Source organism: Sulfitobacter sp. W002, from assembly GCF_025142135.1.
Classification (GTDB): Bacteria; Pseudomonadota; Alphaproteobacteria; order Rhodobacterales; family Rhodobacteraceae; genus Sulfitobacter; species Sulfitobacter profundi.
This window is the reverse complement of sequence record NZ_CP081126.1, coordinates 3,216,041-3,242,408: the sequence shown is the minus strand read 5'-3', so window position 1 is coordinate 3,242,408 and position 26,368 is coordinate 3,216,041. Positions and strand designations below refer to the sequence as shown.

The following is a 26,368-nucleotide window of genomic DNA, read 5'->3' as shown; positions in this document are numbered from 1 at the left end:
CAGCTTGCGCAGTGTCTGCGCGACTTCACTCCCCCTCTAGCAGGACGTACCGTGCCAGACCAGAATGCCCAGATCACGTGGCGCGAGGGCCAAGTGCCCGTCTCGACCCAGTTCGATGATCCCTACTTCAGCCTAGAGGACGGCGCGGCGGAAACGGCCTATGTCTTTCTGGCGGGCAATGACCTGCCAGAGCGTTTTCGCCCCGGTTTTCACATCGCCGAACTGGGCTTTGGCACCGGGCTGAACCTGCTGCTGGCGTGGGACGAATGGATGCGCGCGGGCCACGAAGGACCGCTGCATTTCACCAGTTTCGAAGCCTACCCGATGCGGCCTGAGGATATGGCGCAGGCCCATATGGCCTTCCCCGCGCTTGACGGGCGGCGCGATGCGCTGACAGCGGCGTGGGATGGCAACGGCGGTGTGTTGGAACTGCCCGGCCTGCGGGCCGAGATCATCATCGGTGATGCGCGGCAGGCCCTTCCCGGGTGGCAGGGGCAGGCCGATGCTTGGTTCCTCGACGGGTTCTCGCCTGCCAAGAACCCCGAACTGTGGGGCGACCCCCTGATGGCCGAAGTCGCCCACCACACCGCGCCCGGTGGCACCGCCGCGACCTATACCGCCGCAGGCTTCGTCCGCCGCGCACTTAGCGCAGGCGGATTCGAGGTCACCCGCATCCCCGGCTATGGCCGCAAACGCCACATGACCCGCGCGCGGATGCCAGCATGAGCCAGTCTAGCATGCCTCAATCCAATAACATTCCGCTTGGCATCATGCTGATGATCGCCACGACGATGGTCTTTGCGGTTCAAGATGGGCTGTCGCGCCATCTGGCCGAGAACTACAATGTGCTGATGGTGGTGATGATCCGCTATTGGTTCTTTGCCGCTTTCGTTATCGCGCTGGCTCTGCGCAAGGCGGGCGGTATCCGCAAGGCCGCCGCGACCACGCAGCCTGCGGTGCAGATCCTGCGTGGCGTGCTGCTGTCGGCGCAGATTTGTACGATGGTGCTTGGCTTTACGATCCTTGGGCTGGTGGAAAGCCATGCTGTCTTCACCTGTTATCCACTGCTGGTGGCGGCGCTCTCGGGGCCGATATTGGGTGAAAAGGTCGGCTGGCGGCGGTGGGCCGCGATTGGTGTGGGGTTCATCGGGGTGCTGGTCATTTTGCAACCGGGGCTCCGGGTGGTGGACCCTGCCGCCGCGATCCCGCTGGCGGGGGCGGCGATGTTCGCGGTCTACGGGCTGCTGACCCGCTATGTCGCGCGGCGCGACAATACGGGGACGAGTTTCTTCTGGACCGGCGTGACCGGGGCGGCGGTGATGACCGCCGTGGGCGTCTGGTTTTGGGAGCCGATGACACCGGGCAACTGGCTGTTGATGGGCACGCTTTGCATCACCGGGGTGACGGGCCACTGGCTGCTGATCCGCTGTTATGAGGTCGCCGAGGCGAGCGCCGTTCAACCCTTCGCCTATACGCAGTTGATCTTTACCGTGATCATCGGCCTGTCGGTCTTTAACGAAGTGCTGCGTCCCAGCGTGGTGCTGGGCGCGGGCATGATCGTGGCGGCGGGGCTGTTCACCCTATGGCGCGAACGCCTTCAGCGTCGACCCGGTTAACTCTTCGCTAAAGGGGATCGGCAGCGGGTCTTTCCCCAGACGGGCGCGGTAGACGGGCAGGCTTTCGGTCACCCGCATCACGTAGTTCTGCGTCTCGCGGAAGGGGATCATCTCTATCCAATCGACGATGTCGATTTCACCTTTGCGCGGGTCGCCATAGGTCGACATCCAGCGGCGCGGGCGGCTGGGGCCCGCGTTATAGGCGGCTGACATCATGGATACGTTGCCGTCAAACTGCCCGGCCATTTGCGACAGGTAAGTCGCCCCAAGCCGTGCGTTGTAATCGGGATCGGCGGTCAGGCGGTCGGTCGTGTGCTGGCTAGAGATGCCCAGATCGCGCGCCACGTCTTTCGCCGTTGCGGGCATGATCTGCATCAAGCCCCGCGCGCCGACACCGCTTTGGACGTTCGGGTCAAACTCGCTTTCGCGGCGCGCGATGGCGAGGGTCATTTCAGTGGCCATTGGCAGGTCTTTATCGACCAGACTGTGCAGCGCGTAATAGGGGGCGGGCACTTCCAACCCGCGCTGCGCCGCGCGTTTGCCAATCATCACCGCGAGATGCGGCTGGCCTGCGTCGATCGCCGCCTGCCCCAGCAGGGCGATGTCTTCGGGCACCAGTTGCTCTGCCAGATGGGTCCAGAACCGCTCTGCGGTGGACAGCTCACCCGAGGCTTGCAACAGCAGCCCGGCTTCGAACAAGGGCGCGCGGGCGAGCGGGGATGTCCGCCAGTCTTGGGCAGGGGCCGCGCCCGTTAGCTTTTCGTCGAAGGGAATGCCGCCCCGCTCAGCGGCCAGCAGCCCATAGAAGGATGTCTGATACTTCGCCCCCATGGCATAGGCTTTGGCAGCCCCTTCGGCATCGCCCATCGCCTCCAGCGCGCGGCCTTGCCAATAGCCGGCGCGGCCTTGGCTGATCGGGGATTCCACGGCGTTATCGTGGTTTTGAAAGTGGCCCAACGCAGTGGTTGGGTCGTTTAGAAAGCGCAGCGAGATATAGCCCGAGAGCCACTCAAGGTCCGCGTAGTTCGAGCCGTCGGTCAGGAAATGCTGCGAGGCCAGCCGGTAGGCGGTTTTGGCGTCGCCATTGCGCATCTCGTCCCGCGCCAAGGCGCGGCGGCGGTTGGCCCAAGCGGGGGGCTGGCCCAGCTCCACAGCCGAGGTCGACTTTGCCAGCATCAATGCCTTGGCGTCATCGCGCAGCCCCTTGCGCATCCGCCACTCAAAGCGGTCATGCGCCAGCCCCGGCGCATCGACCTTTGATGCGGGCAGGGCGTCGATCTTGGTGTTCACATCGCTTTCCAGCTTTTGCAGGGCGATGCGCGTCTCGGCCAGTGCCTTGTCGGCGCTGGAAACCAGATCGAACATCTGCCGTGCTTCTGAATGCTCGCGCTGCCAGAGCATCTCTTCGAGCCGCGCCGCGTGATGCGGGGCCAGAAGGCTGCCGTATGTGTCGACGAACAACTCCTGACTGGTGGCGTTCATCGGCATGGTGCGCCACGCCAGAACGAGGTTCGCCTCGGCCTCGCCGCGCTGGGCGCTGTCGATCAATGCCTTGGCATGGGCCAAGACCCCGCGCGGGGTCTGCGGGGCCATGGCCGAAAAGAAATCCAGTATCTCGTCTTGAGACTGCTTGATCACCGCCTCTTCGGTCTGCCGACGCAGATATGCCTCGCCGGGCCAATCGGGCCTGCGGTTCAGAAAGTCACGCGCTTCGGCATAGCTACCCCGCCCGGCCCGTAGGCGGTGCCATTCGATCACATCGACGGCGGCCTGCCCATCGCGGGCGGCCAAGGCCGCAGCCGCGTCCCAATTGCCGCTGCGCATCGCGTCCATCGCCCAGCCCAAAGGGCGCGGGCGCTGCGCTTCCGCAGGCACGGTCAGGACAAAAACACTCATGAGAATCGCCATCAGGCGCGTCATCGCTTGCATTTCCTACATCTCCGAGGCTAGAGCCTTGCAACATATGGCTCGGGCGACGTTTATCAAACATTAGTCCCCGCAAAAGTCTTCATCCAGTCCGGTTTCCGCCGGCCAGCACTTAAGGAGCGTGCACATGTTCAAAGGCTCTCTGCCTGCCCTCGTCACGCCGTTTCGCAACGGCGCGCTGGATCTGGATACGCTCAAGAAACTTATCGAATGGCACATCGGCGAAGGGTCAAGCGGGCTTGTCCCCGTCGGCACCACCGGCGAATCCCCGACGTTGAGCCATGCCGAGCATGAGACCGTCGTCGAAGAGGTGGTCAAAGCCGTCGCGGGCCGCATCCCGGTGATTGCCGGTGCCGGGTCGAACAACACGGTCGAAAGCATACGTCTTGCTCGCCACGCCGAAAAGGTCGGCGCCGACGCGCTGCTGGTGGTGACGCCCTATTACAACAAGCCCACGCAACGCGGCTTGGTGGCGCATTTCACCGCTGTGCATGACTGCTGTGAGCTGCCGATCATCATCTACAACATCCCCGGTCGTTCGGTCGTGGATATGCTGCCCGAGACGATGGGCGAGTTGGCTCAACTGCCGCGCATCGTGGGTGTCAAAGACGCCACCGGCGATCTGGCGCGCGTTAGCGATCAGCGCATCACCTGCGGCCCGGATTTCTGCCAGCTGTCCGGCGAAGACGCCACCGCGCATGGGTTCAACGCCCAAGGCGGCGTTGGCTGTATCTCGGTCACCGCCAATGTCGCACCGCGTCTTTCCGCGCAGATGCAGGCGGCCTGCCTAGAGGGTGATTACGCCAAAGCGTTGGAGCTTCAAGACCGTCTGATGCCGCTGCACAAAGCGATCTTTACCGAGCCGGGGCTGGTGGGCGTGAAATACGCCATGTCGCGGTTGGACCTGTGTTCTGACGAGGTGCGTCTGCCGCTGACAGAGCTGACGGACCCGACCAAGGAACTGGTCGATGCGGGTCTGCGTCATGCGGGTTTGATGAACTAAGGCTGCTTTTTAGGCTGTGAAATTGAATGCAGGAGGGGGTGGAGACACCCCCTCTTTTGCGTTCAGCGTTTGCCGTAGTAAATCCCGACCACATGCTCCGCCTGCGCAAAGAACAGCCAGCGCGAGGTCAGCACCCCCGCCGCATGGCTCAGCACCGCAAGCGCGGCGGCAAGGTGGTGGAATACGGGCGACAAAAGCAGCAGCAGTGGCAGCAGCACCATAAGCGTAATTGCAATTACCCGCAGCTTCAGCGCGTGTTTGCGCCCGATCTGATAAACGAACTCTCGCAGCAGGTAGTTGCTGCCTGTATGCGGCGGCTCAAAGGCGCGGACCCTGCCCTTGTCCCCCAGCCGCGTCGCTGTGGCGATATCGCTGCCCGACGCCGCAAGTGCGCGATCCCCGTGCCACCATGTGGCGATCTGCACCGCCCCGGCCAGCGCCAGCAGGACCATCGCCGCCGTCACCTGCCCCGCCAGCAGGGCACCGCCCGCGATGCTGAGCGACAGGAAATTCAGCGGCGTCATCACGCTGTGCCAGCGCGGCACGGTTTTCATCTGGGTATAGATCATCGCCGTGGTCAGCACCGTCAGCAGCGACAGCGCCGCGCCAAGCAACCCCAGCGGCCAAAGCCGCGTGTCGTAAAACACCAGCCCCGCGCCATAGGCCGCCATGGTGAGCAGGGCCGCTACCGAGGCCCAAGCCTCACGGCTAAGCCAACTGCTGCGCCATTGGGTAAAGGCCTTGAGCGCGCGTTCGGGATGGCCAAGGTGGAAGGTCGAAGCGATCAGCCCGCCCACCGCCAGCAGATAGGCCAGCGCGAAAAAGACAAAGGCTACCCAGCCGGTCACAGTGGGCAGGCCGATGCCGAGCCATGCCAGCAGGCCAAACCCCATGCCCGACAGGCTGCTGAACAGAATAACAGAGGGTGCCGGATGCATCAGAGCTTCTCCAGAGTGCGATCAAGCCAGCCGAGGAACCCTTTTGGGCCGCTGTCGATCGGGGCGAGGAAGGGGGCCAGCACGTCGATCTCGCCGCTGTCCTCTGGGCCTTGCAACTGATCGCGCGGGCGGGGCGGCAGGTATTTATTGACCGGCTTGGTGCCCTGCTCGGGCATGAGGTCCACACCGCCGCGCTCGGCCACCAATTGGCTCACAGCACTTTCGGGGTCGCCCAGATCGCCGAAATGCCGCGCGCCAGCGGGGCAGGTGCGCACGCAGGCGGGCTGGCGGTCTTCTTCAGGCAGGTTCTCGTTATAGATACGGTCGACGCAGAGGGTGCATTTCTTCATCACACCCGCGGCCTGATCCATCTCGCGCGCGCCGTAGGGGCAGGCCCAGGCGCAGAGGCCGCAGCCGATGCAATCGCTTTCATTGACCAGCACGATGCCATCCTCAACCCGCTTGTAGCTCGCCCCCGTGGGGCAAACGGTGACGCAGGGCGCGTCATCGCAGTGCAGGCAGGATTTCGGGAAGTGGACGAGTTGCGCGGCACCGGCCTCGGGCTGCACCTCATAGCTGTGCACGCGGTTGAGAAAGGTGCCCGACGGGTCTGCGCCATAGGCGTCTTGGTCCGACAGCGGCGCGCCGTAGTTTTCGGTGTTCCAGCCCTTGCAGGAGATCACGCAGGCATGGCAGCCGACACAGGTATCAAGGTCGATCACAAGGCCGAGTTTGCGGTCGGTCTGTTGTGGGAGCGTGGTCATGGCTGGCGGTCCTGAGGGGTCTTGAGCGGTGCGGCGCGGAGGGAGGAGGTCATTTGCCCACCTTCCATGCGATGTCCTGCGGCGCGGGCGGGACGGGGGAGCGTTGCGCCGGGATTTCTGGCTGCGCTTCGGCGGGGGCTGCAGTCTTTTCGATATGCACTTTAAGGTCGAACCACGCGGCCTGCCCGGTGATCGGGTCGGAGTTCGACCATCGCAGCCCATCGCCTTTCGGTGGCAGCAACTCGTGGATCAGGTGGTTCAGCAAGAAGCCCTTGGTCGTCTCCGGCGCGTCGCGGTCCAGCGCCCATGCGCCTTTGCGTTTGCCGATGGCGTTCCATGTCCAGACCGTTTTGGGGTTCAGGGCCGCCATCTCCATCACCGGCACGGTGATCCCGCCGTGCGGGGAGGTCACGTGCGCCCAGTCGCCGTCTTGCAGCCCCTTTGCACGCATGATCGCCGTGGGCAGGTAGAGCGGATTGTGCCCGTGCAATTGCCGCAGCCAAGCGTTCTGACTGCCCCATGAATGGTACATCGCCATGGGCCGTTGGGTGAGTGCGTGGACATCATAGCCCTGCGTGCCCTCGGGGTCGCTTTCATACCAGATTGGCAGGGGCGACATGGTCTGCTTGATGCGCTCGCGCAGGTGGTCGGGGGGCTGGCGTTTGCCATGCCCTTCGGCGGCCAATTGAAACCGGCGCAGCGGCTCGACATAGAGCGAAAACAGATAGGGTTGCGGCGCGTCATAGATGCCCATGCCGACGGCCCAATCCTGATAGGCGGCGTTCCACGGCTTGTAGTAATTCGCCCCCTCCGGGATATGATTGACGAAGAAGCCGCCGTTCTCAATGTAGCGGTCAATCTGCTCGGGGTTTGGCGCCCCGCGCCCGGCGTCTTTGCCATCCTCACCGCGGAACCCGGCCAGCGGGCCAATGCCCGGACGGCGTTCGTGGCTGGTGATGTAATCGGCGTAGTCTTTGTATTTCTGGGTGCCATCCTCGTTCACGAACCCCGGCAGGCCAAGTTTTGCCCCCAGATCACAAAGCGCCGACTGAAAGCCGCGCACATCGCGGTTGGGCTCCACCACGGGCCAACGGATCGCATCGGCGGCGGCGTCGGCCTCGCTGATCGGGCGGTCGAGCAGCGAGATGCAGTCGTGCCGTTCAAGGTACGTCGTGTCGGGCAGGATCAGATCGGCATAGGCCACCATCTCCGAGGAATAGGCGTCGGAATAGATGATCCGAGGGATGACGTAGTCGCCATTCTCGTCGGTGTCGGTCAGCATCTCCATCACCCCGCCGGGGTTCATCGACGAGTTCCACGACATGTTGGCCATATAGAGAAACAGCGTGTCGATCTTATAGGGATCGCCCGCGTAGGCGTTCGAGATCACCATATGCATCAGCCCATGGGCCGACATCGGGTTTTCCCATGTGAACGCCTTGTCGATCCGCGCGGGGCTGCCATCAGCGCGTAGCGCCAGATCGTCGGGGCCTTGAACGAAACCCAGATGCGGCCCGTCGAGCGGCGCATCGGGGGTGGCTTTGCAATGTGGTTTGGGGTGCGCGGTGGCAGGCTTGGGGTAGGGCGGCTTGAAACGAAAACCGCCCGGCACTTCGACGGTGCCAAGGATGATCTGCAATACATGCAGCGCACGGCAGGTCTGAAACCCATTGGCATGGGCCGAGATGCCGCGCATGGCGTGGAAAGAAACCGGGCGGCCCGTCATCGTTTTGTGATGCTCGCCCCGGAAATCGGTCCATGCGTGCTCAAGCTCAATGGCTTCGTCAAAGGCGACGCGGGCCAGTTCGGCGGCAATGGCGCGGATGCGCGGGGCGGGGATGCCACAACGCTCAGCCACGGCTTCGGGGGTGTAGTCCTCACCCAGATACTGCTCAGCCATCTGGTGAAAGACCGGGCGGTGGGTAATGCCCGCCGTTCGGTAGGTGGCGGCAAGGTCGGGGCGCACGCCGGGCTGATCGAAGGGGGTCAGCTTGCCGGTCTTGCGGTCGACCACCAGCGCCTTGCCGTCCGCGTCGCGCAGTTGCAGGCCATATTCGGGCGACTTCGGGTCGCTGTTCAGCAGCACTGGGGCGTCGGTGTAGCGGGCGAGGTAATCCAGATCGATGCGCCCGGCCTTCATCAGGCAGTGGATCAGCGACAGGATGAACAGCCCATCGGTGCCCGGCGTGATGCCGACCCAATCATCGGCGATGGCATTGTATCCGGTGCGGATCGGGTTCACCCCGATGACCCGCGCGCCGCGTTTCTTGAGCTTGCCCAGACCCATCTTGATCGGGTTGCTGTCATGGTCCTCGGCCACGCCGAATAGCATGAACAGCTTGGTGTGGTCCCAATCGGGCTGGCCGAATTCCCAGAACGCACCGCCCATCGTATAGATGCCCGCGGTGGCCATGTTGACCGAGCAAAAGCCGCCATGAGCCGCGTAGTTCGGCGTGCCGTAAGCCTGCGCCCAAAGCGAGGTGAAGCTCTGCGACTGGTCGCGCCCGGTGAAGAATGCCAGCTTTTCCGGCGCTTCGCGGCGCAGCGGTTCCAGCCAGTCTGTGGCGATCTGCAGCGCCTCTTTCCAGCTAATGCTCTCAAACTCACCCGACCCGCGCGGCCCGACCCGTTTCATCGGGTTGCGCAGCCGCGCGGGGGAGTTGTGCTGCATGATCCCGGCAGACCCCTTGGCGCAGAGCACACCTTGGTTCACCGGATGGTCACGGTTGCCCTCGATATAGGCGACCTTGCCCTTCTTCATATGCACGTTGATGCCGCAGCGACAGGCGCACATGTAGCAGGTGGTCTTGCGAACCTCGTCCGAGACCTTGGGCGACAGATCAAGCGGCGGCTGGGAGTGCGTCATGAGAGGGCGGGGTCTTTCAGCAGGGCGTGCGTTTGGCGCGCGATATGTTTCTCTTCGGCGGCGGGGATGACCCAAGAGGAAATATTTCCCGCCCAGCGGAGGTTTGCAAGAACCTTTTCCCTCACCCCGGAATCGTTTTCGCCGATGCCCCCGGTGAAAGCGATGCCGTCCATCCCGCCCATGGCAGCGATCATCGACCCCGCCTGCCGGGTGATCCAGTAGCAAAAATGGTCTCGGGCGAAGCGGGCGGCGTTGCTGTCTGTTTCCGCCAATTGCCGCATGTCGGCAGTGAGGCCCGAAAGCCCCAGCAATCCGCTTTCGTGATGCAGCAGTGTTTGGGCCTCCTCCAGCCCCACATCGCGCACCAGATGCAGCACCGCGCCCGCGTCAATCTCGCCCGCGCGGGTGCCCATGGTCAGCCCGCTGAGGGGCGAAAACCCCATGGTGGTGGCGACCGATTGCCCCTCGTGGATCGCGCAAAGGGATGCGCCATTGCCCAGATGCAGCGCCAGCAAACGGCGGGGGAGGTCTGCGCCAGTGGTCTCGCGAAAGTTCGCGACGAGGCTCTCATAGCTGATGCCGTGGAACCCATAGCGGCGCAGGGCGGCCGTTTCGGCCCGGTCGGGCAGCGCATAGCGGCGGGCGACTTCGGGGTTGCTCCGGTGAAACCCGGTATCGAATGCGGCAACCTGCGGCAGGTCGGGCATGAGGCTGGCCAGCGCGTCGATGGCCCCGAGGTGGTGCGGATTGTGCAGGGGCGCAAGCGGCGCGGCGGCAGCGATGGCGGCCCGCACTTTCGGGCTGATCACACAGGTCTCGGCCAAATCCGGCCCGCCATGCACGATACGGTGCGCGGCGGCGGTGAGATCGCCCGTGTCGATACCTTCCCCGCGCAGCGCCTCTAGCAGCGCGCGGAAGGCCGTCTGGTGATCCGGCAAGGCGCGCAGCTTCGCTGGTGCAGAGCCGACCCGAAGCGCGCCAGTCTGGCCGATGCCCTGCGCCTCGATCCGCAGACGCTCGGTCAAGCCGCCGTCAAAGACCGCCGCCTTGATAGACGATGATCCCGCGTTGACGACAAGCACCAGCGCTTGTGTCACGCCTCAGACCTGTTGCGGGCGCATGTCATCCCGGCTGATCCCGGCGACGGAAACGGGTTTCTTCATCGCGTCGCGGCGGAAGGGCTCGCCCAGCTCTTGGTTCAGCAACACCTCGATGAAGGTGGTCTTGCCCTCGTCCATCTGCGCCTTGACCGCGCGGTCCAGCGCGTCGGTCAACTCATCCATCGACGACACTTGCACGCCCTCGACGCCGCAGGCCTTGGCCACCGCGGCATAGCTCACGTCCTGCGCCAATTCGGTTCCGACGAAATTGTCGTCGAACCATAGCGTCGTGTTCCGTTTCTCCGCGCCCCATTGGTAGTTGCGAAAGATTACCATGGTCACGGCGGGCCAGTCGTCGCGGCTGACGCTGACCATCTCGTTCATCGAAATGCCAAATGCGCCATCCCCGGCAAAGCCCACCACCGGCACATCCGGGCAGGCGATCTTGGCCCCGCAGATCGCCGGGAAACCATAGCCGCAGGGGCCAAAGAGACCGGGGGCGAGGTATTTGCGGCCCGCCTCAAATGTCGGATAAGCGTTGCCGATGGCGCAGTTGTTGCCGATGTCGGAGCTGATGATCGCCTCTTTCGGCAGGGTTTTCTGAATCGCGCGCCATGCCATGCGGGGGGACATCTTTTCTGGCTCGCGGTCGCGGGCACGCTCGTTCCATGTGGTGCCGGGATCGTCGTCCTCGTGATCCATGGAGGTGAGTTCCTGCGCCCATGCGGATTTGGTCTGGGCGATCAGGTTGCGCCGTTCCTCGCGGCCCGCGTCGCCCGCGCTGTCGCTGAGCCCGTCAAGGATCGTGCGGGCCACCTTGCCCGCGTCGCCGACGATGCCGACGCTGACCTTCTTAGTCAGGCCGATGCGGTCGGGGTTGATGTCGACCTGAATGATCTTGGCGTCCTTGGGCCAATAGTCGATGCCATAACCCGGCAGGGTTGAAAAGGGGTTAAGCCGCGTGCCGAGCGCCAGCACCACATCGGCCTTGGCGATCAATTCCATCGCCGCTTTGGAGCCATTGTAGCCCAGGGGCCCGACCGACAGCGGGTGCGATCCGGGGAAGGCGTCGTTGTGTTGATAGCCGCAGCAGACCGGCGCATCGAGCCGTTCGGCCAGCTTGCGCGCGTCGTCGATTGCGCCGCCGATGACCACGCCCGCGCCATTCAGGATCACCGGGAATTTCGCGTTTGAAAGCAGCTCTGCCGCCTCGGCGATGGCGGTCTCTCCGCCGGAGGGGCGCTCGAACTCGACGATGGCGGGCAGGTCGATGTCGATCACTTGCGTCCAGAAATCGCGGGGGATGTTGATCTGCGCCGGGGCAGAGTGGCGTTTGGCTTGCAGGATCACGCGGTTCAGTGTCTCGGCGATGCGCGTGGGGTCGCGGACCTCTTCCTGATAAGCGACCATGTCGCGGAAGAGCGCCATCTGCTCGACCTCCTGAAAGCCGCCCTGACCAATGGTCTTGTTCGCCGCCTGCGGGGTCACCAGCAGCAGCGGCGTGTGGTTCCAATAGGCGGTTTTCACCGGCGTCACAAAGTTGGTAATCCCCGGCCCGTTCTGCGCCACCATCATCGACATCCGCCCCGAGGCGCGGGTGAACCCATCGGCCATCATGCCGGAGTTACACTCATGCGCGCCGTCGTAGAAGGTGATCCCGGCGGCGGGGAAGAGGTCGGAGATCGGCATCATGGCCGAACCGATAATGCCAAAGGCCGTGTCGATCCCATGCATCTGAAGGGTTTTGACGAAGGCTTCTTCGGTGGTCATTTTCATGGGTCGATCCTTTGGGCGTGGGGCAAAGCTTGGGGCAAATTACGGGCAGGCGCGGGGCGGGGTTAGGGCCAGAAGTGGTCTAGCCCTAGGGCCAGATTAACGCAGGCGGTCAATCTCTTGGGCGATTAGGCCAACCCCTTCGCCGATCCGTGCCGCGGGGATGGAGGAATAGGCCAGCCGGTAGTAATTCGTGGCCCTCTCTTCGCCCGCGAAAAAGGCGTGGCCAGGTTCAACCAGAACGTCCCGCGCGCGCAGGTTTTCGGCCAGTTGCGCGGTATCAACGCTTTCCGGCGCGCGCATCCAGAAGGACGATCCGCCATAGGCACCCCGGCCCGAGACCCGCAGGCCGTGCGCCTCAAGCGCCTCTTCCATGACGCGGCGACGCTCATGCAAGGCCAGCCCCATGCGACGGATCTGCGCGTCGTAATGGCCCAGAGACAGGAAATAGGCGGCAGTGCGCTGGATATGCCCCGGCGGGTGGCGCAGGACCGAGGCGCGCAGCGCGCGGGCCTCGCGGATGAACGGCTCAGACCCCACCAGATACCCCAGCCGCAGCCCAGGAAAGAGCGATTTAGAGAAGCTGCCGACATAGATCACCCGCCCCTCATCATCGAGCGACTTGAGCGCAGGCGAGGCAGGTTTGAGGAAGGACATCTCAAACTCATAGTCATCCTCGACGATCAGCGCCTCCAGCGCGCGGGCGCGGGCCAAGAGCGCCCGGCGGCGGTCCATCGGCATGGTCGCATTCGTCGGACATTGGTGGCTGGGCGTGGTGAAAATCACATCCGTATCGGGGGGGATCGCCTCGGGCGGGAGGCCGTCTTGATCCACGCGCACCGGGGTGATGTGGCAGCGTGATTGGCTCAGGATACCGCTGAGCGCCGGATAACATGGGTCTTCCAAAACGGCGCGGCGGCGTTGGGTCAGCAGCACCTGCGCGGTCAGCCAAAGCGCGTTCTGCGCGCCAAGCGTGATGAGGATTTGCTCGGGCCGCGCCGAGACGCCGCGCCGGGGCAGGATGTGGCGGGCGATGAACTCAATTAGTTGCGGGTCATCCTGATCGTAGTAGTCGGTCGTCATCGAGGTGAAGTCGCGTTGGCCCAAGGCTTGCAACGCGCAGAGCCGCCAGTTCGCGTGGTCGAACAGCGTCGGGTCGGCTTGGCCGTAGATGAAAGGGTAGCGGTAGCTGGCCCAGTCCTGCGGTTTGGCGGCCAGCCCATTGGCGCTGAACCGTTGACCGATGGCGCGGGTCCAGTCGATGGCGTCATCGGCCTCGGCTTTGGGGGCAAAGGCCGGGGGCGCGGGGGCGTTTTCGGAAACGAAATACCCCGACCGCCCGCGCGAGGTGAGGTAGTCATTCGCCAAAAGCTCGGTATAGGCGATGGTGACCGTGATCCGGCTGACCCCAAGATGCGCCGCGAGCTTGCGGGTGGAGGGCAGCTTCTCACCCCGCTGGAACCGACCCGAGAGGATGCCTTGGGCGATCATCTGTTGGATCTGCTGTTGCAGGGTGCCTTGCGCATCGGGGCGCAGGAAAAAGGTTTCGACGGGCAGGGCCATGGGGCGAAGGTTAGGCTGGCCTTAGGGGGAGTTCAATCTGGCATTACGGCCTGTCGAATTTACTTCGGCGCGTTGCCCGCACTTCCGTTCACCCGGCACCTCGCCTAAAAGTGTCGCATGAGCATCTCCGCCCCTCTTTTGATCGCCGTTGACGGTGGTGGCACCGGTTGCCGCGCCGCCATCGGCACGCAGCGCGATGGCATTCTTGGCCGTGCAACTGGGGGGCGCGCCAATATCGGCAATGACCCGGACAGAGCGCTCGCAAACCTGCGCGGTGCGGTGGAGGCGGCAGCGGCCGAGGCGGGGCTGCCCCTCACGGCACTTAAGGACGCCAGGGCGTTCATCGGGCTGGCGGGGATGAACGTCGCGCGGGACGAAGCGCGGCTGCGCGCGGCGCTGCCCTATGCCCGGATCCACGCCGACGATGACCGCCCCGCCTGCGTGGTCGGCGCGCTTGGCGAAGGCGTGGCGGGCTGGGTGCTGGCCATCGGCACTGGTACGATTGTGGCCGCGACGGACGGCACGGCGTATCGCTATGTCGGAAGCTGGGGGTTCCATCTGGCCGACCAAGGATCAGGCGCATGGCTGGGGCGCGGGGCGTTGGATTTTGCGTTGCAATGCCATGACCGGGTGCTGCCGCACAGCGACCTGACCCGCGCTTTATTGGCGGATTTCGGCGATGATCCAGAGGCTCTCGTTTCCTTTAGCCTGACGGCGCAGCCCGGAGACTATGCGGCATTCGCGCCCAAGGTCATCGCGGCTGCCGAGGCTGGGGACCGCCACGCGCAGGCACTGATGCAAGAGGGGGCGGCCTATTACCTCCGCGCGTTGAAGGCGCTGGATTTCGCGCCCGGCGACCCGCTCTGCCTGCTGGGCGGGATTGGCCCGCATTACGCGCGTTACCTGCCAGAAGAACACCTGTCGGGGCTGATCGCGGCGCGCGGCACGGCGCTTGATGGGGCGTTTCATCTGGTCTGCAAGGCCGCAGCGGAAGAGGTTTTGCCATGAGCGAGATCGCGAGGGTTTTCACCGGGGCGGATATTCACGATGGAAAGCATCTGCACCACGGCAAGGTGCTGGCGCAGATGCAAGACGGCAGCCGCCGCATCCTTGCCTTTGAAGATGTGCCGCAGGGCATGCCGACAGAGCGGCTGCAGGCGGGGGTGCTCTGCCCCGGTTTCGTCGATCTTCAGGTCAATGGCGGCGGCGGGGTGATGTTCAACGACAGCCCCGATGTGGCCACCCTGCGGCGCATGACCGAGGCGCATCGCAGCACGGGTGTCGCGGCGCTTTTGCCCACCTTAATCACCGACACGCCCGATAAAACCGAAGCGGCGATTGAGGCTGTCGCGACTGCCATCACCGAGGGGGTGCCGGGCATTATCGGGCTGCATCTGGAAGGCCCGCATCTGGCGCTATCGCGTAAGGGCGCGCATGACGGGGCGTTGATCCGCCCGATGGAGGCGGCGGATCTTGCCCTGATCCTGCGCGCCGCCGTGCTGCTGCCGAACCTAATGGTGACGGTCGCGCCGGAAAACACCAGCGCCGCGCAGATCGCCACGATGGCGGAGGCGGGGGTCATCGTCTCGCTTGGCCATAGCGACGCGGATTACGAGACCTCTATGGCTGCTTTTGATGCTGGCGCGCGCTGCGTCACGCATCTGTTCAACGCGATGAGCCAGATGGGCAACCGCGCGCCGGGATTGGTCGGGGCGGCGCTGGCGCGAGACGGGGTTCACGCGGGGCTGATTGCCGATGGCATCCATGTGCATCCCGCCAGCATGCGCAACGCGCTGGCGGCCAAGCGCGAGGGGATTTTCCTCGTCAGTGATGCCATGGCGACGGCGGGCTCTGATATCGCGGGCTTTACGCTCAACGGGCGCGAGGTTTATCGCGCGGAGGGGCGGTTGACCTTGGCGGATGGCACTCTGGCGGGGGCGCACTTGGAGTTGGGTCGCGCGGTCCGCACGCTGACCCATGCAGTGGGAGAGCCGTTGGAGGCCGCCTTGGCGCGGGCGATTTCGGGGCCGCTGGCACTGTTGCGCGATGACATGGGTTTGGGCCGGATCGAAAGCGCGGGCCAACCTTTGCTGCTGTTCGCCCCCGAAAGCGGCGCGGTGGACCTGCTGGCCTAGCCTGCGAAAAGCCGCCAGAAGAACACCGCGCTCATGCCAAAGCCGATGGCGGCGATCAGCCAGCGCACGGTCTGTTTCGGCAAGGCCCGCGCCAGCGGCGCCCCGGCATAGCCCCCCGCCGTGGCGGCCAGCATCATCATCAACGCCTGCGGCCATGCGACCAGCCCGGCCAAGGCAAAGACCGCCACGGAAATCGATGAGAGCACGAAGCTCAGCCCGTTCTTGAGCCCGTTCATCCCGTGCAGGTCGGTCATCCCCCAAAGCGCAAAGAGGGCCAGCAGAACGATGCCCAAGCCGCCATTGAAATAACCGCCATAGACGCTGACCGCGAACAGGCCGAGCGCGCCTTCGGGTGTGACGCCGCGGGCATGGGACGCGGCAAAGGCGCGGATGCGGTCGCCCAGCAGGAAGGCCAGCGTCGCCGCGAGGAGCAAGAAGGGCACGACAATCGAAAAGGCCGCGTTGGACGAGACCAGCAGCAGGCCCGAGCCAACCACACCGCCCGCCAGCGTGATGAGGCTAAGCCGCAGCAACCGCTTGCGGTCAAAACCGCCCAATTCATCGCGAAAGCCGAAAGCCCCGGCAAGGTAGCCGGGAAACACCGCCACGGCACTGGTGGCATTGGCCGCCACAGGCGGCATCCCGGTAAAGACCAGCGCCGGAAAGGTCAGAAAGGTGCCGCCCCCGGCGATGGTGTTCAACACGCCCGCGCCAAAGGCCGCGATCAGCAAGATCGCGATATCGCTTAATGTGGTCATTGTCCCTCCCCACGCCATGCGGCGCTTGGAACCCTGTTAGGATCAAATCACGGCGATGCCAAGATGGGGGGGCAGGCACGAAAAAGGGCTCCGACCGATGGTCGAAGCCCCGATAGCGCGAAATCGCGCGATGTCAGCCGTTTATGGGCAAGCTGCGACGTAGCGCTGGCCGTTGGAGTTCTGGTACACACATTTGCCGGACTGAGTCTGGCCGATGTAGTTGCCAGCCGCCGCACCAGCGAGACCGCCGATGATTGCGCCTTGAACCTTGTCGTCACCACCTGAAACAGCAGCACCTGTGGCTGCGCCGAGGGCTGCACCTGTCAGGGCGCCTTGGCTGGGCGTGGTGCCGTTACAAGCGGCAAGAGTGGCGACCAGCGGAACGGCGATAAGGAATTTCTTCATGTCTTTCTCCCAAGTTACTCATTTGCCAACGCGGGGGGATTGGAAGAGGTTCCCGCGAAAGCGATGGATGTTAAGAAAAATTTTCAACGCGGGTGTGCGCGGCAATTTTCCATCTGTTGTCATGTTCGGGCAAGACAGAGGTTTAGATAGACGAAGGCGGCACCGGGTCAACCGATGCCGCCTATCGCAGGCCTGAAAGCGCGGTTTTACGCCGAAGCGAAAACCCGGCCCAATGCGCCATCCACCGCGGTGATGATCTCATCAATATCATCGCGTGAGGCGATCAGGGCGGGCGAGAAACACAGCGTGTTGTTCTTGCCGGGCAGGGAGCGATTGGTGGCCCCGATGATCACCCCTTGGGCCATGCAGTCCCCGACGACGGCCTGAATACGCTTTTCCTCGACGGGGTCGCGGCTGTCGCGGTCAGTGACCAGTTCGGCGCCCAAGAACAGCCCCTTGCCGCGCACATCGCCGATCACCTTATGTTTATCGGCCAGCGCATGAAGCTGCTCCAGCATGTAGTGGCCCATGTTGGTTGTGTTCTCCAACAGGTTCTCGCGTTCGATGATGTTCATATTCTCAATGCCCGCGGTCGGCCCCGCGGTGCAGCCGCCAAAGGTCGAGATGTCGCGGAAGTAGTTCAGCGGATCGCTGGCGTCGTCCTTGAACATGTCAAACACGGCGTCGGTCGTGACCAGACAAGCGATGGCGGCATAGCCTGAGGCGACGCCCTTGGCCATGGTTACCATGTCGGGCTGGATGCCGTAGTGCTGGTAGCCGAACCAAGTCCCGGTGCGGCCCACGCCGCAGACGACCTCATCGATATGCAGCAGGATGTCGTATTTGCGGCAAATCTCTTGCACCCGCTCCCAATAGCCATCGGGCGGGCAGATCACGCCGCCGCCTGCTGTCACCGGCTCTAAGCAAAGCGCGCCGACGGTTTCCGGCCCTTCGGCGAGGATCACCTTTTCGATTTGGTCAGCCGCCCATGTGCCGTAGTTTTCCTGCGGCGCGCCGTCTTGTTCGAAGCTGCGATATTCAAGACAATGCGGCACGCGCACGAAACCCGGCGCGAAGGGGCCGTATTGTGCGTTGCGTTCGTCCTGCCCACCCGCCGAGAGGCAGCCGAGGGTGGTGCCGTGGTAATCGCGGTCGCGGTAGAGGATCTTGTGCTTCTTGCCGCCATAGCGTTTGTGCGCAATCTGGCGCACCATTTTAAAGGCTTTCTCATTCGCCTCGGAGCCGGAGTTGCAATAGTAGACGCGATCAAGACCCGGCATCTTATCCAGCAGTTTCTCGGCGAAATGAGAGCCAGGGATCGAGCCTGCGGAACCGGCGAAATAGTTCAGCTTGATCAGTTGGTCGCGCACGGCATTGGCGATGCTTTCGCGGCCATAGCCGACGTTGACCGTCCAGACACCACCGGACACGGCATCGAGGTGTTCTTTGCCCTTTTGGTCCCAGACACGCATGCCCTTGCCTTCGACAATGATGCGCGGATCGGTGGTTTCATAGTGTTTGTGCTGGCTCAGGTGGTGCCAGATATGCGCGCGGTCGGCTTCGACAACGCGGGAGATGTCGTTCTCGTTGAAATTGCCGTCCATGGGGCAAACCTTTCTGTGCGGGTGGGCGAACCCACGAATGAAGCCCGCGCAGAGGCGGGGAATGTGCGTATCACATCACCGCGAAAGTCGCGCCACAAGTAGTGCCAGTTGGGTTTGTTCCTTAAGGCCAGCCGCCGGCGCAGATTTCTTTTAAAGAAAACGGGGCGGGCTTTTTTAAAAAGTCCGGGGCCTTAAACGAAAACGCCGGGGTGGTGCCCCGGCGTTCGAGTTTACTTCGATTTCGGGCCGCCCTTGCCGCCCTGCTTGCCGATCTTATTCGGCGGGGTGAAGCGTTTGGACGGGTCCGACGCCCGCTTGTAGGACTTCTCACCGCCCGGCGTGGTGGCCGAGGTTGTCGGCTTGCCCTTGCCTTTGCGCGGTGCATCGCCTGCGGGCTTTTCCTTTTTCCAAACGGCTTTTGCCTTGGGCTTGCCGGTTGTTTCGCCGCCAGACTTGGGTTTGGGCGTCGCACCGGGCTTCATCGGGCTGCGCTCTGTCTTGTGCGACTTTGGCGGGCGTTCGCCCTTGGGCGCGCGCGGTTTGTCGAATTTGGGCTTGTCGTATTTGGGCTTGTCGAACGACGCCGCACCGGGGCCATCCGCAGCTTTGGCGCGGGGTTTGCGCGGGGCGGGGGCGGCATCGGGATCGTAGTTGTCGCGCGGCGGGCGCGGACCACGGTCGCGGTCACCTTTGTAGCCGCCACCCGGCTTGGGGCCACGTTTGCCTGCAGGCTTTGGGCCACGGGCCAGATCGGGGGCTTTGTCGAGCTGCGTCAACACCGCGCCTTCTTCCAGTTTCATGTCACCGCCAAGTGCGCTCAGCAGGCCGGGGACAGAGGTTTCGAGCACTTCAACAAAGCTGTGGCTGCCCTGCACACGGATCGCGCCGATGTCGTCTTTGGTCAGATCGCCGCGCCGGCAAAGCATCGGCAGCAGCGTGCGCGGCTCGGCCCCGTCGTTGCGGCCGGTTGAGATCGAGAACCAGACCGATTTGCCAAAGGCCGGGCGCGGTTTGTCGTCGCCGGGCGCACCGGGTTCTGCCAGCTCTTCCGGCGCGGATTGGCGGGCGCGGTAGAGGTTGACGAAGGCAGTGGCCAGTTGCTCGGCACTGAATTGCTCAACCAGATTGGCGACAAAACCTTCGGCATCTTCCGGGATCGGGTCGGACCATGCGGGATCGGCCAGCAGACGGGCCTCATCGGCGGCATTCACTTCGGTGGCGGAGGGTGGTGCCGCCCATTCCACTTTCAGCTTCGCGCCGCCGATCAGACGGTTGGCTTTGCTGCGCAGTTTCGCAGGCACGATCAGGGCGGAAACACCCTTGCGCCCGGCGCGGCCTGTCCGGCCAGAGCGGTGCAGCAGCGTGTCGGAGTTGCTGGGCAGATCGGCGTGGATCACCAGCTCGAGGTTCGGCAGGTCGATGCCGCGTGCGGCCACGTCTGTCGCGATACAGACGCGGGCCCGCCCGTCGCGCAGCGCTTGCAGCGCGTTGGTCCGCTCAGACTGCGTCAACTCACCCGACAGCGCCACGACCGAAAAGCCCCGGTTGGTAAAGCGCGTCGTCAGGCGCGCCACGGCGGCGCGGGTGTTGCAGAACACGATGGCATTCTTGGCTTCATAGAAGCGCAGCACGTTGATGATCGCGTTTTCAGTGTCACGGGGGTGCACATTCAGCGCGCGGTATTCGATATCGCTGTGCTGTTTGGCTTCGCTCACAGTGGTGATGCGCTGCGCGTCGCGCTGGTAGGATTTCGCCAGTTTGGCAATCGCCGCAGGCACGGTGGCCGAGAACAGCAGCGTGCGACGTTCTTCGGGGGATTCGGAGAGGATGAACTCAAGGTCTTCGCGGAAGCCGAGGTCGAGCATCTCATCCGCTTCGTCCAGCACCACGGCGCGGATCGCGTCGAGGTTGATGTTGTTGCGTTTGATGTGGTCACACAGGCGGCCCGGCGTGGCGACGACGATATGCGCGCCCCGGTCCAGCGCGCGGCGCTCGGTCCGGGTGTCCATGCCGCCGACGCAGGTGGTAACCACTGCGCCCGCTTTGCCGTAAAGCCACGTCAGTTCGCGGCTGACCTGCATCGCCAATTCGCGGGTGGGGGCAATAATCAGCGCCAGCGGCGCGCCCGCTTGGCCGAAATGGGTGTCGTCGCCCAAAAGCGTCGGCGCGATGGCGAGGCCAAAGCCCACCGTCTTGCCCGACCCGGTTTGGGCGGAAACCAGAAGGTCTTGATCGTTCAGCGCGGGGTCTGTGACGGCCTCCTGTACGGCGGTAAGTGTTTCATAACCCTGTTGGGCAAGGGCATCGGCAATAGTCTGGATCACGAAGGCTGTCCTGTCTTGAACGTTTGTGCGGGGGGCGGGCACGTGGGGTGCTACCAGCCACGGCAAAGGAATCCGACCGTCGGTAGAGGGTCGGGGATGGAATGTACATGGGGGTTTTTGGGCGAATTGTCACCCTTTTTACCTGTTTGGCGGGTTTGGATGCGCGAATGGGCGGGGAAATGCCATTTTCGCTCTGGTCCGATCCGCTCACATCTCGGTCAGACCAATGGCGCGGCCGGGCAGCTTCGGTTAGCTATAACCAAAGCTGAAAGAGAGAGTGAGGCAATCTGGTGCAAAGCGATCTGCCCCTGACGCGAGATCTGGTGCTGGTGGGCGGCGGGCACGCCCATGCGCTGGTGCTGCGCAAATGGGGGATGGACCCGCTGCCCGGCGCGCGGCTGACGGTCATCAACCCCGGCCCCACCGCGCCCTATACCGGCATGCTGCCCGGCCATATCGCCGGGCATTACGGGCGGGATGAGTTGGAGATCGACCTGATGCGCCTGTGCCGCCACGCCGGGGCGCGGCTGATCCTTGGGGCGGCGACGGGGATCGACCGCGCGGCGCGGGAGATCACGGTCGAAGGGCGGGGGGCCGTGGCCTATGACGTGGCTTCGATCGACATCGGCATCACGGCCAAGATGGACTTGCCGGGATTTGCCGACCACGCGGTCGGGGCCAAACCACTTGATGTCTACGCCGCACGCTGGCGTGAGTTTCTGGCAGCGGTCAAGGCGGGCGAACAGCCGCCCGAGGTGGCGGTGATCGGTGGTGGTGTGGCGGGCTGCGAGCTTGCCATGGCGATGGCTTTTGCGCTGCGCCAAGCGGGTGTGCAGCCTGCCGTGACGGTGGTGGAACACGGGCCACAGCTTTCCGGCATGGCCCCTCGGACCGAGGCGATGGTCCGACGCCGCATGGAGGAATTGGGGGTAGGTCTCACGCTGAATGCCAAAGTGGCGCGGATAACCGATAGGGCGGTCATCTTGGACGGGGCCGCGTCGATCCCGGCTGCGCTTTGTGTGGGCGCTGCAGGGGCGGTGCCGCATGGCTGGCTCGCGCAGACTGATCTGCCGCTTCATCAGGGGTTCATCCGTGTCGGCGCGGATCTGGGGGTGGTGGATGATGCAGCACTCTTTGCCGTGGGCGATTGCGCGCATATGGAGGCCACGCCGCGCCCCAAAGCTGGGGTTTTTGCCGTGCGGGCAGCGCCGGTGCTGCATGATAACCTGCGCGCTGCGCTGAGTGGTGGTGCGCGGCGGGCGTTCAAACCGCAGAAACATTACCTCAAGCTGGTTTCGCTCGGTGGGAAATCTGCCGTGGCCGAGCGGAACGGGCTGGCCCTTGGCGGGGCGCTGCTTTGGCAGTGGAAGGACCGCATTGATCGCAAGTTCATGGATCAGCTTGATGACCTGCCCGAAATGAAGGGCAATGCGCTGTCCGCTCCGACGGCCTCGGGCGTGGAGGAGGCGCTGGCGGGCAAGCCGCTTTGTGGCGGTTGCGGCGCAAAGGTGGGCGGCGCGGTGCTGGGCGATCTTTTGGCAAAGGCGCAGGGGCCAATCTCCGGCGATGTCGTCACCGGGGCGGGCGATGATGCGGCGGTGCTGCGCCAACCGGGCGGTGGTTTTCAGGTGATGAGCACGGATCACCTGCGCGGCTTCATCGAAGACCCGGCGCTGATGACGCGGATCGCAGCGGTCCACGCCTTGGGCGATGTCTGGGCCATGGGGGCCAAGCCGCAGGTGGCGCTGAGTTCGATCATCATGCCGCGCATGTCGCCCGCATTGCAGGCCCGCACGTTGCGAGAGCTCGCGGCGGCCGCGCAAGATGTAATGGCGGCGGCAGGGGCGCAGATTGTCGGCGGCCATACGACCATGGGCGCGGAGCTGACCATTGGGTTTACGGTCACCGGCACGCGGGCGGACATGCCCATCGGTGTCGGCGGCGCGCAGCCGGGGGATGTGTTGATGCTGACCCGGCCCATTGGGTCTGGCGTGATCCTTGCCGGGCATATGGCAGGCAGCGCGCCGGGGCGGGTGGTGGCCAAAGCGCTCGGGCTCATGGCGACACCGCAGGCGCGGGAGGCAGAGATTTTGGCAAACGCCCATGCGATGACGGATGTGACGGGCTTTGGCTTGGCAGGCCATGTGCAGGCGATTTGCCGCGCCTCGGGGCTGGCGGCAGAGCTTCGGGGCGCGGCGGTGCCGATTTACCCCGGCGCGCAGGCGCTGTCGGATCAGGGGGTGGCATCGTCGCTATTGTCGGTCAATCAGGCCGACGCTCCGATAGAGGCCGCAGGCCCGGTAAACCCGCTTTTCCACGACCCCCAGACTGCCGGGGGGCTGCTGGCGGCCTTGCCAAAGGGAGCGGCGGAAGCGGCGCAGGCACGGCTAGAGGCTGCGGGTCTGACGGGCCATATCATCGGACGGCTGGAGGCCGGTGCCCCCTCTATGCGCCTGACGTAAACCGGGTGTTCAGTGCGGCGGCGGCCTCGGCCAAAGAGGTGTCGTCGAGTGTGTCGAGCGTCAGCCGCTCTATCGGCGCGGGGTTGCGGCTGGCGGCTTTGGCATAGCGCGGGTCGTAGTGTTGGCCGATCAGCCCTTCGGCAAGCATGGCCCAATCGCCCGCGCGGGCTTGGGTCTGCCATGCCGCGATGGTCTCTGCGCTGTGATAGGGGCGCAGCCTGTCGATGCGGTCATCCAGCAAAGCAGGGTCCGTCGTCAGGTCGTCATAGGCCCGACAGAGAAAATCCGCCCGCGCGGCGAGCGGGGCGGCGATCTCAACCCTCTGGGCTGCGCGCATCGCGGCCCAGAGGGCGGGGGGCAGGGTGATGTTACCGATCTTGCTGCTTTCCGCTTCGACCCAAGTTACCTGCGCCGGATCGAGCGGCGTGAGCGCTTGGGCCAGACGGGATTCAAACATTTTCTGATGCGGTTGGCCGCCGTCCACCGCGCCAAACAGCGACCCGCGATGTTGTGCCAGCCCTTCGAGGTCAAGCACCTGCGCGCCTGCCTTTGCCAGATGGTGCAGCAGCCGCGTCTTGGCCGTGCCGGTGCCGCCTTCGATCAACATCAGCCGGTGCGGCATGGGCGTGTCGTAGAGCGCCGCGACCACCAGCCGCCGATAGCTGCGATAGCCACCGCGCAACAGTTGCACGCGCCAGCCGACCTGATCAAGGATCGTAGAAAATGCGCCCGACCGCTGCCCCCCGCGCCAGCAATAGACCAGCGGCTGCCAACTGCCGCCTTTGTCTGCCAGTGCCGTTTGCAAATGGCGGCCCGTGTTCTGCGCCACCAGCGCCCCACCAATCTTGCGGGCGTCAAAGGGGCTGACTTGTTTGTAGATGGTGCCGACCTCGGCCCGCTGGGCATCCGACAGCACGGGCAGATTGATCGCGCCGGGCAGATGATCCTCGGCAAACTCCATTGGGGCGCGCACGTCGATGATGGTATCAACGTCGAGCGTGGCGAGGTCCGACAGGGCGGTGAGGGTGCAGGGGGTCATCTGGGGGTTCCGGCAAAGGCCCCACGCCCTATGACAGGGCGGGGGGCGATGGCTTAGGCCTTGGCCGCGATCACCAGCACTTCGACCAGATATTCTGGCGTGGCGAGTTTGGATTCGCCACAGGCCCGCGCGGGGGCGTTGCCTTCGGGCACCCAAGCGTCCCAAACGGCGTTCATCGCCGCGAAATCGGCCATGTCGGCCAGCCAAATCGTCGATTGCAGGATGCGGGTCTTGTCGCTGCCGACCTCGGCCAGCAGGGTGTCGACTTTATCAAGGCAATCTTGGGTCTGCGTGGCGACATCCGCACCTGCCGTTCCGACCTGACCGGCAAGGTAGATCACATCGCCATGCTCGACGATTTGGCTCATGCGGGTGTTGGTGTGATGGCGTTTGATCTCGGTCATTTTGTCTCTCCTTTGACGTTGCAAAACTTGTGGCAGCTTTGCGAGAGGGAGACCAGATCAAAGGCCGCGCGTCAGGGCTTCTCAGCCTTTCCGCCTGCTTCTGGGCCGCCCTCTTTTGGGCCGCCTGCTTTTTCCCAACCGCCAAAACCGTCCTTTAGGTGCGCCGCGTCAAAGCCCATGTCTTGCAGCGTCGCGACCGAGATGGCCGAGCGCCAGCCCGAGGCGCAGTGAAAGACGAATTTCTTGTCTTGGGCAAAGACCTCTTTGAAGTAGGGGCTGTCGGGGTCGACCCAGAACTCCAACATGCCGCGTGGGCAGTGGAACGCACCAGGGATGAACCCGGTGCGCTCGCGTTCGCGGGGATCACGCAGGTCGACGAATTGCACGTTTTCGTCGTCCAGCATGGCGATGGCCTCAATGCTGTCGATCTCTTCGATCCGGGCACGGGCCTCAGAGACCATTTGGGCGGCGGTTTTCTTGAGGGCCATCGGGGTCTTCTCCTTACAGTTGGTTCAGCAGGTCAGGTGTGGGCCAGCCATCGACGGGCATGCCCAGACGCTCCTGTTCGGCGCGCACCGCGGCGCGGGTGCCAGACCCGAGGATGCCATCCACATCGCCCACGTCATAGCCCATGGATTGCAATTTGCGCTGAAGCGTCTTCATCGCCTCCCCACCGAGGCCGGGTTGCGGATTGCCCGCATCATAGACCTGCGCGCCTTCCAGCCGCGTGGCGAAATAGGCGGCGGTCATGACGTAGGTAAAGCTCTGGTTCCACTCGAAATAAACCCGGAAGTTCGGATAGGCAATGAAAGCAGGCCCGCCGCGCCCTTGTGGCAGCAGGACCGAGGCGGTCAGTCCCTCGGCCAGCGCACCGCCTCGCGGGGATACGCCCATCGCCTGCCATTCGCTGACGTGTTTGGAGGTTTCCAGCCCGGTTTGCGACCAGTCGAAATCCTGCGGCAGGGTGACTTCGGCCAGCCAAGGTTCCCCCGCGCGCCAGCCAAGGCTTTGCAGCATTTTCGCACCCGACAGCAGCGCATCAGGGGCAGAGGTTTTCAGCGAGACTTCGCCATCGCCATCGCCGTCCACACCGTTTTCAATGATGTCGCGCGGCAGCATTTGCACCATGCCGATCTCTCCGGCCCAAGCGCCGGTGGTGGTGGCGGGGTCGAATTCACCGCGCTCGAAAAGCTCCAATGCCGCGAAAAGCTGTGGGCGGAACAACTCGGGGCGGCGGCAGTCATGCGCCAGCGTGGCCAGCGCGTTGGCGGTGTTAAAGTCGCCTTGGATCGCGCCGTAATCCGTCTCAAACGCCCAGAAGGCCAGTAGCACGCCGCGGCTGACGCCATACTCGGATTCAACCCGGTCAAAGACCGCGTCGTATTTCTCGGCCATAGCGCGGCCCCGGTTGATCCGGTTTTCCGAGATCAAGTGGCGCGAAAATTCGATGAAGGGCTTTTGAAACACCCCCTGCGCCTGATCGGCGCGCAGCACGGCGGGGTCTTGGCGCAGACCTGCAAAAAACTGATCGGCAGTGGCGGGGTCGGCGCCATTCGCCACGGCTTCGGCTTTGGCATCGGCGATGAAGCTGGAGAAATCACCGCCACAGGCCGTTTGCGCAAAGGCGGTGGCGGGAAGGGTGAGGGCCGCAAGGGTGGCGGCTAGAAAAGTGGGGCGCATGGATATCC

At 64.2% G+C, this 26,368-nt stretch carries 21 protein-coding genes; 6 read left to right on the top strand and 15 right to left on the bottom strand.

The window, feature by feature from the left end; translation table 11 throughout:
- Nucleotides 1-51 precede the first annotated feature (51 nt).
- Both mnmD and K3758_RS16110 read left to right on the top strand, forming a co-directional pair.
- Nucleotides 52-726 carry a tRNA (5-methylaminomethyl-2-thiouridine)(34)-methyltransferase MnmD gene (mnmD, locus tag K3758_RS16115; RefSeq protein WP_259946542.1) on the top strand — a complete coding sequence of 225 codons (675 nt, stop codon included), beginning with the start codon at nucleotides 52-54 and terminating at the stop codon, nucleotides 724-726.
- 11 nt (nucleotides 727-737) lie between these two features.
- Entirely contained in the window at nucleotides 738-1,616 is an 879-nt protein-coding gene (locus K3758_RS16110; protein WP_409202633.1) for a DMT family transporter, read from the top strand.
- Here K3758_RS16110 and K3758_RS16105 read toward each other — a convergent pair.
- A complete protein-coding gene (locus K3758_RS16105; RefSeq protein WP_259946540.1) occupies nucleotides 1,581-3,545 on the bottom strand; it encodes a transglycosylase SLT domain-containing protein in 1,965 nt (654 codons plus the stop codon). The genes K3758_RS16110 and K3758_RS16105 overlap by 36 nt on opposite strands.
- A 124-nt stretch (nucleotides 3,546-3,669) precedes the next feature.
- On the opposite strand from K3758_RS16105, the gene dapA reads away from it, so the two are divergent.
- Nucleotides 3,670-4,545: a 4-hydroxy-tetrahydrodipicolinate synthase gene (gene dapA / locus K3758_RS16100; RefSeq protein WP_067941085.1), complete on the top strand. Its 876-nt coding sequence runs from the start codon at nucleotides 3,670-3,672 to the stop codon at nucleotides 4,543-4,545.
- A 62-nt stretch (nucleotides 4,546-4,607) separates the two neighbouring features.
- Here dapA and K3758_RS16095 read toward each other — a convergent pair whose 3' ends face one another.
- From K3758_RS16095 to K3758_RS16070, 6 genes are all read right to left on the bottom strand, one after another.
- On the bottom strand, nucleotides 4,608-5,483 hold the full coding sequence (locus K3758_RS16095; protein WP_259946539.1) for a DmsC/YnfH family molybdoenzyme membrane anchor subunit: 876 nt from the start codon (nucleotides 5,481-5,483) through the stop codon (nucleotides 4,608-4,610).
- Nucleotides 5,483-6,247, bottom strand: a complete 765-nt coding sequence (locus tag K3758_RS16090; RefSeq protein WP_093927414.1) for a 4Fe-4S dicluster domain-containing protein — start codon at nucleotides 6,245-6,247, stop codon at nucleotides 5,483-5,485. Before K3758_RS16090 ends, K3758_RS16095 begins: the two co-directional genes overlap by 1 nt.
- A 49-nt stretch (nucleotides 6,248-6,296) precedes the next feature.
- Entirely contained in the window at nucleotides 6,297-9,113 is a 2,817-nt protein-coding gene (locus K3758_RS16085; protein ID WP_259946538.1) for a molybdopterin oxidoreductase family protein, read from the bottom strand.
- Nucleotides 9,110-10,210 carry an acetate/propionate family kinase gene (locus K3758_RS16080; RefSeq protein ID WP_259946537.1) on the bottom strand — a complete coding sequence of 367 codons (1,101 nt, stop codon included), beginning with the start codon at nucleotides 10,208-10,210 and terminating at the stop codon, nucleotides 9,110-9,112. The genes K3758_RS16085 and K3758_RS16080 overlap by 4 nt, the downstream gene beginning before the upstream one ends.
- Before the next feature lie 3 nt (nucleotides 10,211-10,213).
- Nucleotides 10,214-11,989: a sulfoacetaldehyde acetyltransferase gene (xsc, locus tag K3758_RS16075; protein WP_132443835.1), complete on the bottom strand. Its 1,776-nt coding sequence runs from the start codon at nucleotides 11,987-11,989 to the stop codon at nucleotides 10,214-10,216.
- A 96-nt stretch (nucleotides 11,990-12,085) separates the two neighbouring features.
- Nucleotides 12,086-13,549 carry a PLP-dependent aminotransferase family protein gene (locus tag K3758_RS16070; protein WP_259946536.1) on the bottom strand — a complete coding sequence of 488 codons (1,464 nt, stop codon included), beginning with the start codon at nucleotides 13,547-13,549 and terminating at the stop codon, nucleotides 12,086-12,088.
- 117 nt (nucleotides 13,550-13,666) lie between these two features.
- Between K3758_RS16070 and K3758_RS16065 the strand changes: the two genes are divergently transcribed.
- Nucleotides 13,667-14,557: a BadF/BadG/BcrA/BcrD ATPase family protein gene (locus K3758_RS16065; RefSeq protein ID WP_259946535.1), complete on the top strand. Its 891-nt coding sequence runs from the start codon at nucleotides 13,667-13,669 to the stop codon at nucleotides 14,555-14,557.
- Nucleotides 14,554-15,684 carry an N-acetylglucosamine-6-phosphate deacetylase gene (nagA, locus tag K3758_RS16060; RefSeq protein ID WP_259946534.1) on the top strand — a complete coding sequence of 377 codons (1,131 nt, stop codon included), beginning with the start codon at nucleotides 14,554-14,556 and terminating at the stop codon, nucleotides 15,682-15,684. The genes K3758_RS16065 and nagA overlap by 4 nt, the downstream gene beginning before the upstream one ends.
- On the opposite strand, the gene K3758_RS16055 is transcribed toward nagA, so the two are convergent.
- The 4 genes from K3758_RS16055 to K3758_RS16040 form a co-directional block, all read right to left on the bottom strand.
- Nucleotides 15,681-16,442 (bottom strand): sulfite exporter TauE/SafE family protein, encoded by a 762-nt coding sequence (locus tag K3758_RS16055; RefSeq protein WP_259946533.1) that lies wholly within the window; start codon nucleotides 16,440-16,442, stop codon nucleotides 15,681-15,683. The two genes, nagA and K3758_RS16055, sit on opposite strands and share 4 nt — an antisense overlap.
- A 141-nt stretch (nucleotides 16,443-16,583) precedes the next feature.
- The gene (locus K3758_RS16050; protein WP_067631066.1) at nucleotides 16,584-16,847 is read right to left on the bottom strand and encodes a glycine zipper 2TM domain-containing protein; all 264 of its coding nucleotides are present in this window, start codon (nucleotides 16,845-16,847) and stop codon (nucleotides 16,584-16,586) included.
- A gap of 206 nt (nucleotides 16,848-17,053) precedes the next feature.
- Nucleotides 17,054-18,451: an aspartate aminotransferase family protein gene (locus K3758_RS16045; protein WP_259946532.1), complete on the bottom strand. Its 1,398-nt coding sequence runs from the start codon at nucleotides 18,449-18,451 to the stop codon at nucleotides 17,054-17,056.
- A 230-nt stretch (nucleotides 18,452-18,681) separates the two neighbouring features.
- A complete protein-coding gene (locus K3758_RS16040; protein WP_259946531.1) occupies nucleotides 18,682-20,775 on the bottom strand; it encodes a DEAD/DEAH box helicase in 2,094 nt (697 codons plus the stop codon).
- 290 nt (nucleotides 20,776-21,065) lie between these two features.
- Here K3758_RS16040 and selD point away from each other — a divergent pair, with 290 nt between their 5' ends.
- Complete coding sequence (gene selD, locus K3758_RS16035; protein ID WP_409202610.1) at nucleotides 21,066-23,237, top strand: selenide, water dikinase SelD; 2,172 nt, start codon at nucleotides 21,066-21,068, stop codon at nucleotides 23,235-23,237.
- On the opposite strand, the gene mnmH is transcribed toward selD, so the two are convergent.
- From mnmH to K3758_RS16015, 4 genes are all read right to left on the bottom strand, one after another.
- Entirely contained in the window at nucleotides 23,221-24,276 is a 1,056-nt protein-coding gene (gene mnmH / locus K3758_RS16030; protein ID WP_259946530.1) for a tRNA 2-selenouridine(34) synthase MnmH, read from the bottom strand. The genes selD and mnmH overlap by 17 nt on opposite strands.
- 53 nt (nucleotides 24,277-24,329) lie before the next feature.
- Nucleotides 24,330-24,680 (bottom strand): RidA family protein, encoded by a 351-nt coding sequence (locus K3758_RS16025; protein ID WP_259946529.1) that lies wholly within the window; start codon nucleotides 24,678-24,680, stop codon nucleotides 24,330-24,332.
- A gap of 71 nt (nucleotides 24,681-24,751) precedes the next feature.
- Nucleotides 24,752-25,168: a rhodanese-like domain-containing protein gene (locus K3758_RS16020; protein WP_067935519.1), complete on the bottom strand. Its 417-nt coding sequence runs from the start codon at nucleotides 25,166-25,168 to the stop codon at nucleotides 24,752-24,754.
- Between the two features lie 13 nt (nucleotides 25,169-25,181).
- The gene (locus K3758_RS16015) at nucleotides 25,182-26,360 is read right to left on the bottom strand and encodes a lytic murein transglycosylase (protein ID WP_259946527.1); all 1,179 of its coding nucleotides are present in this window, start codon (nucleotides 26,358-26,360) and stop codon (nucleotides 25,182-25,184) included.
- Between the last annotated feature and the right edge of the window lie 8 nt (nucleotides 26,361-26,368).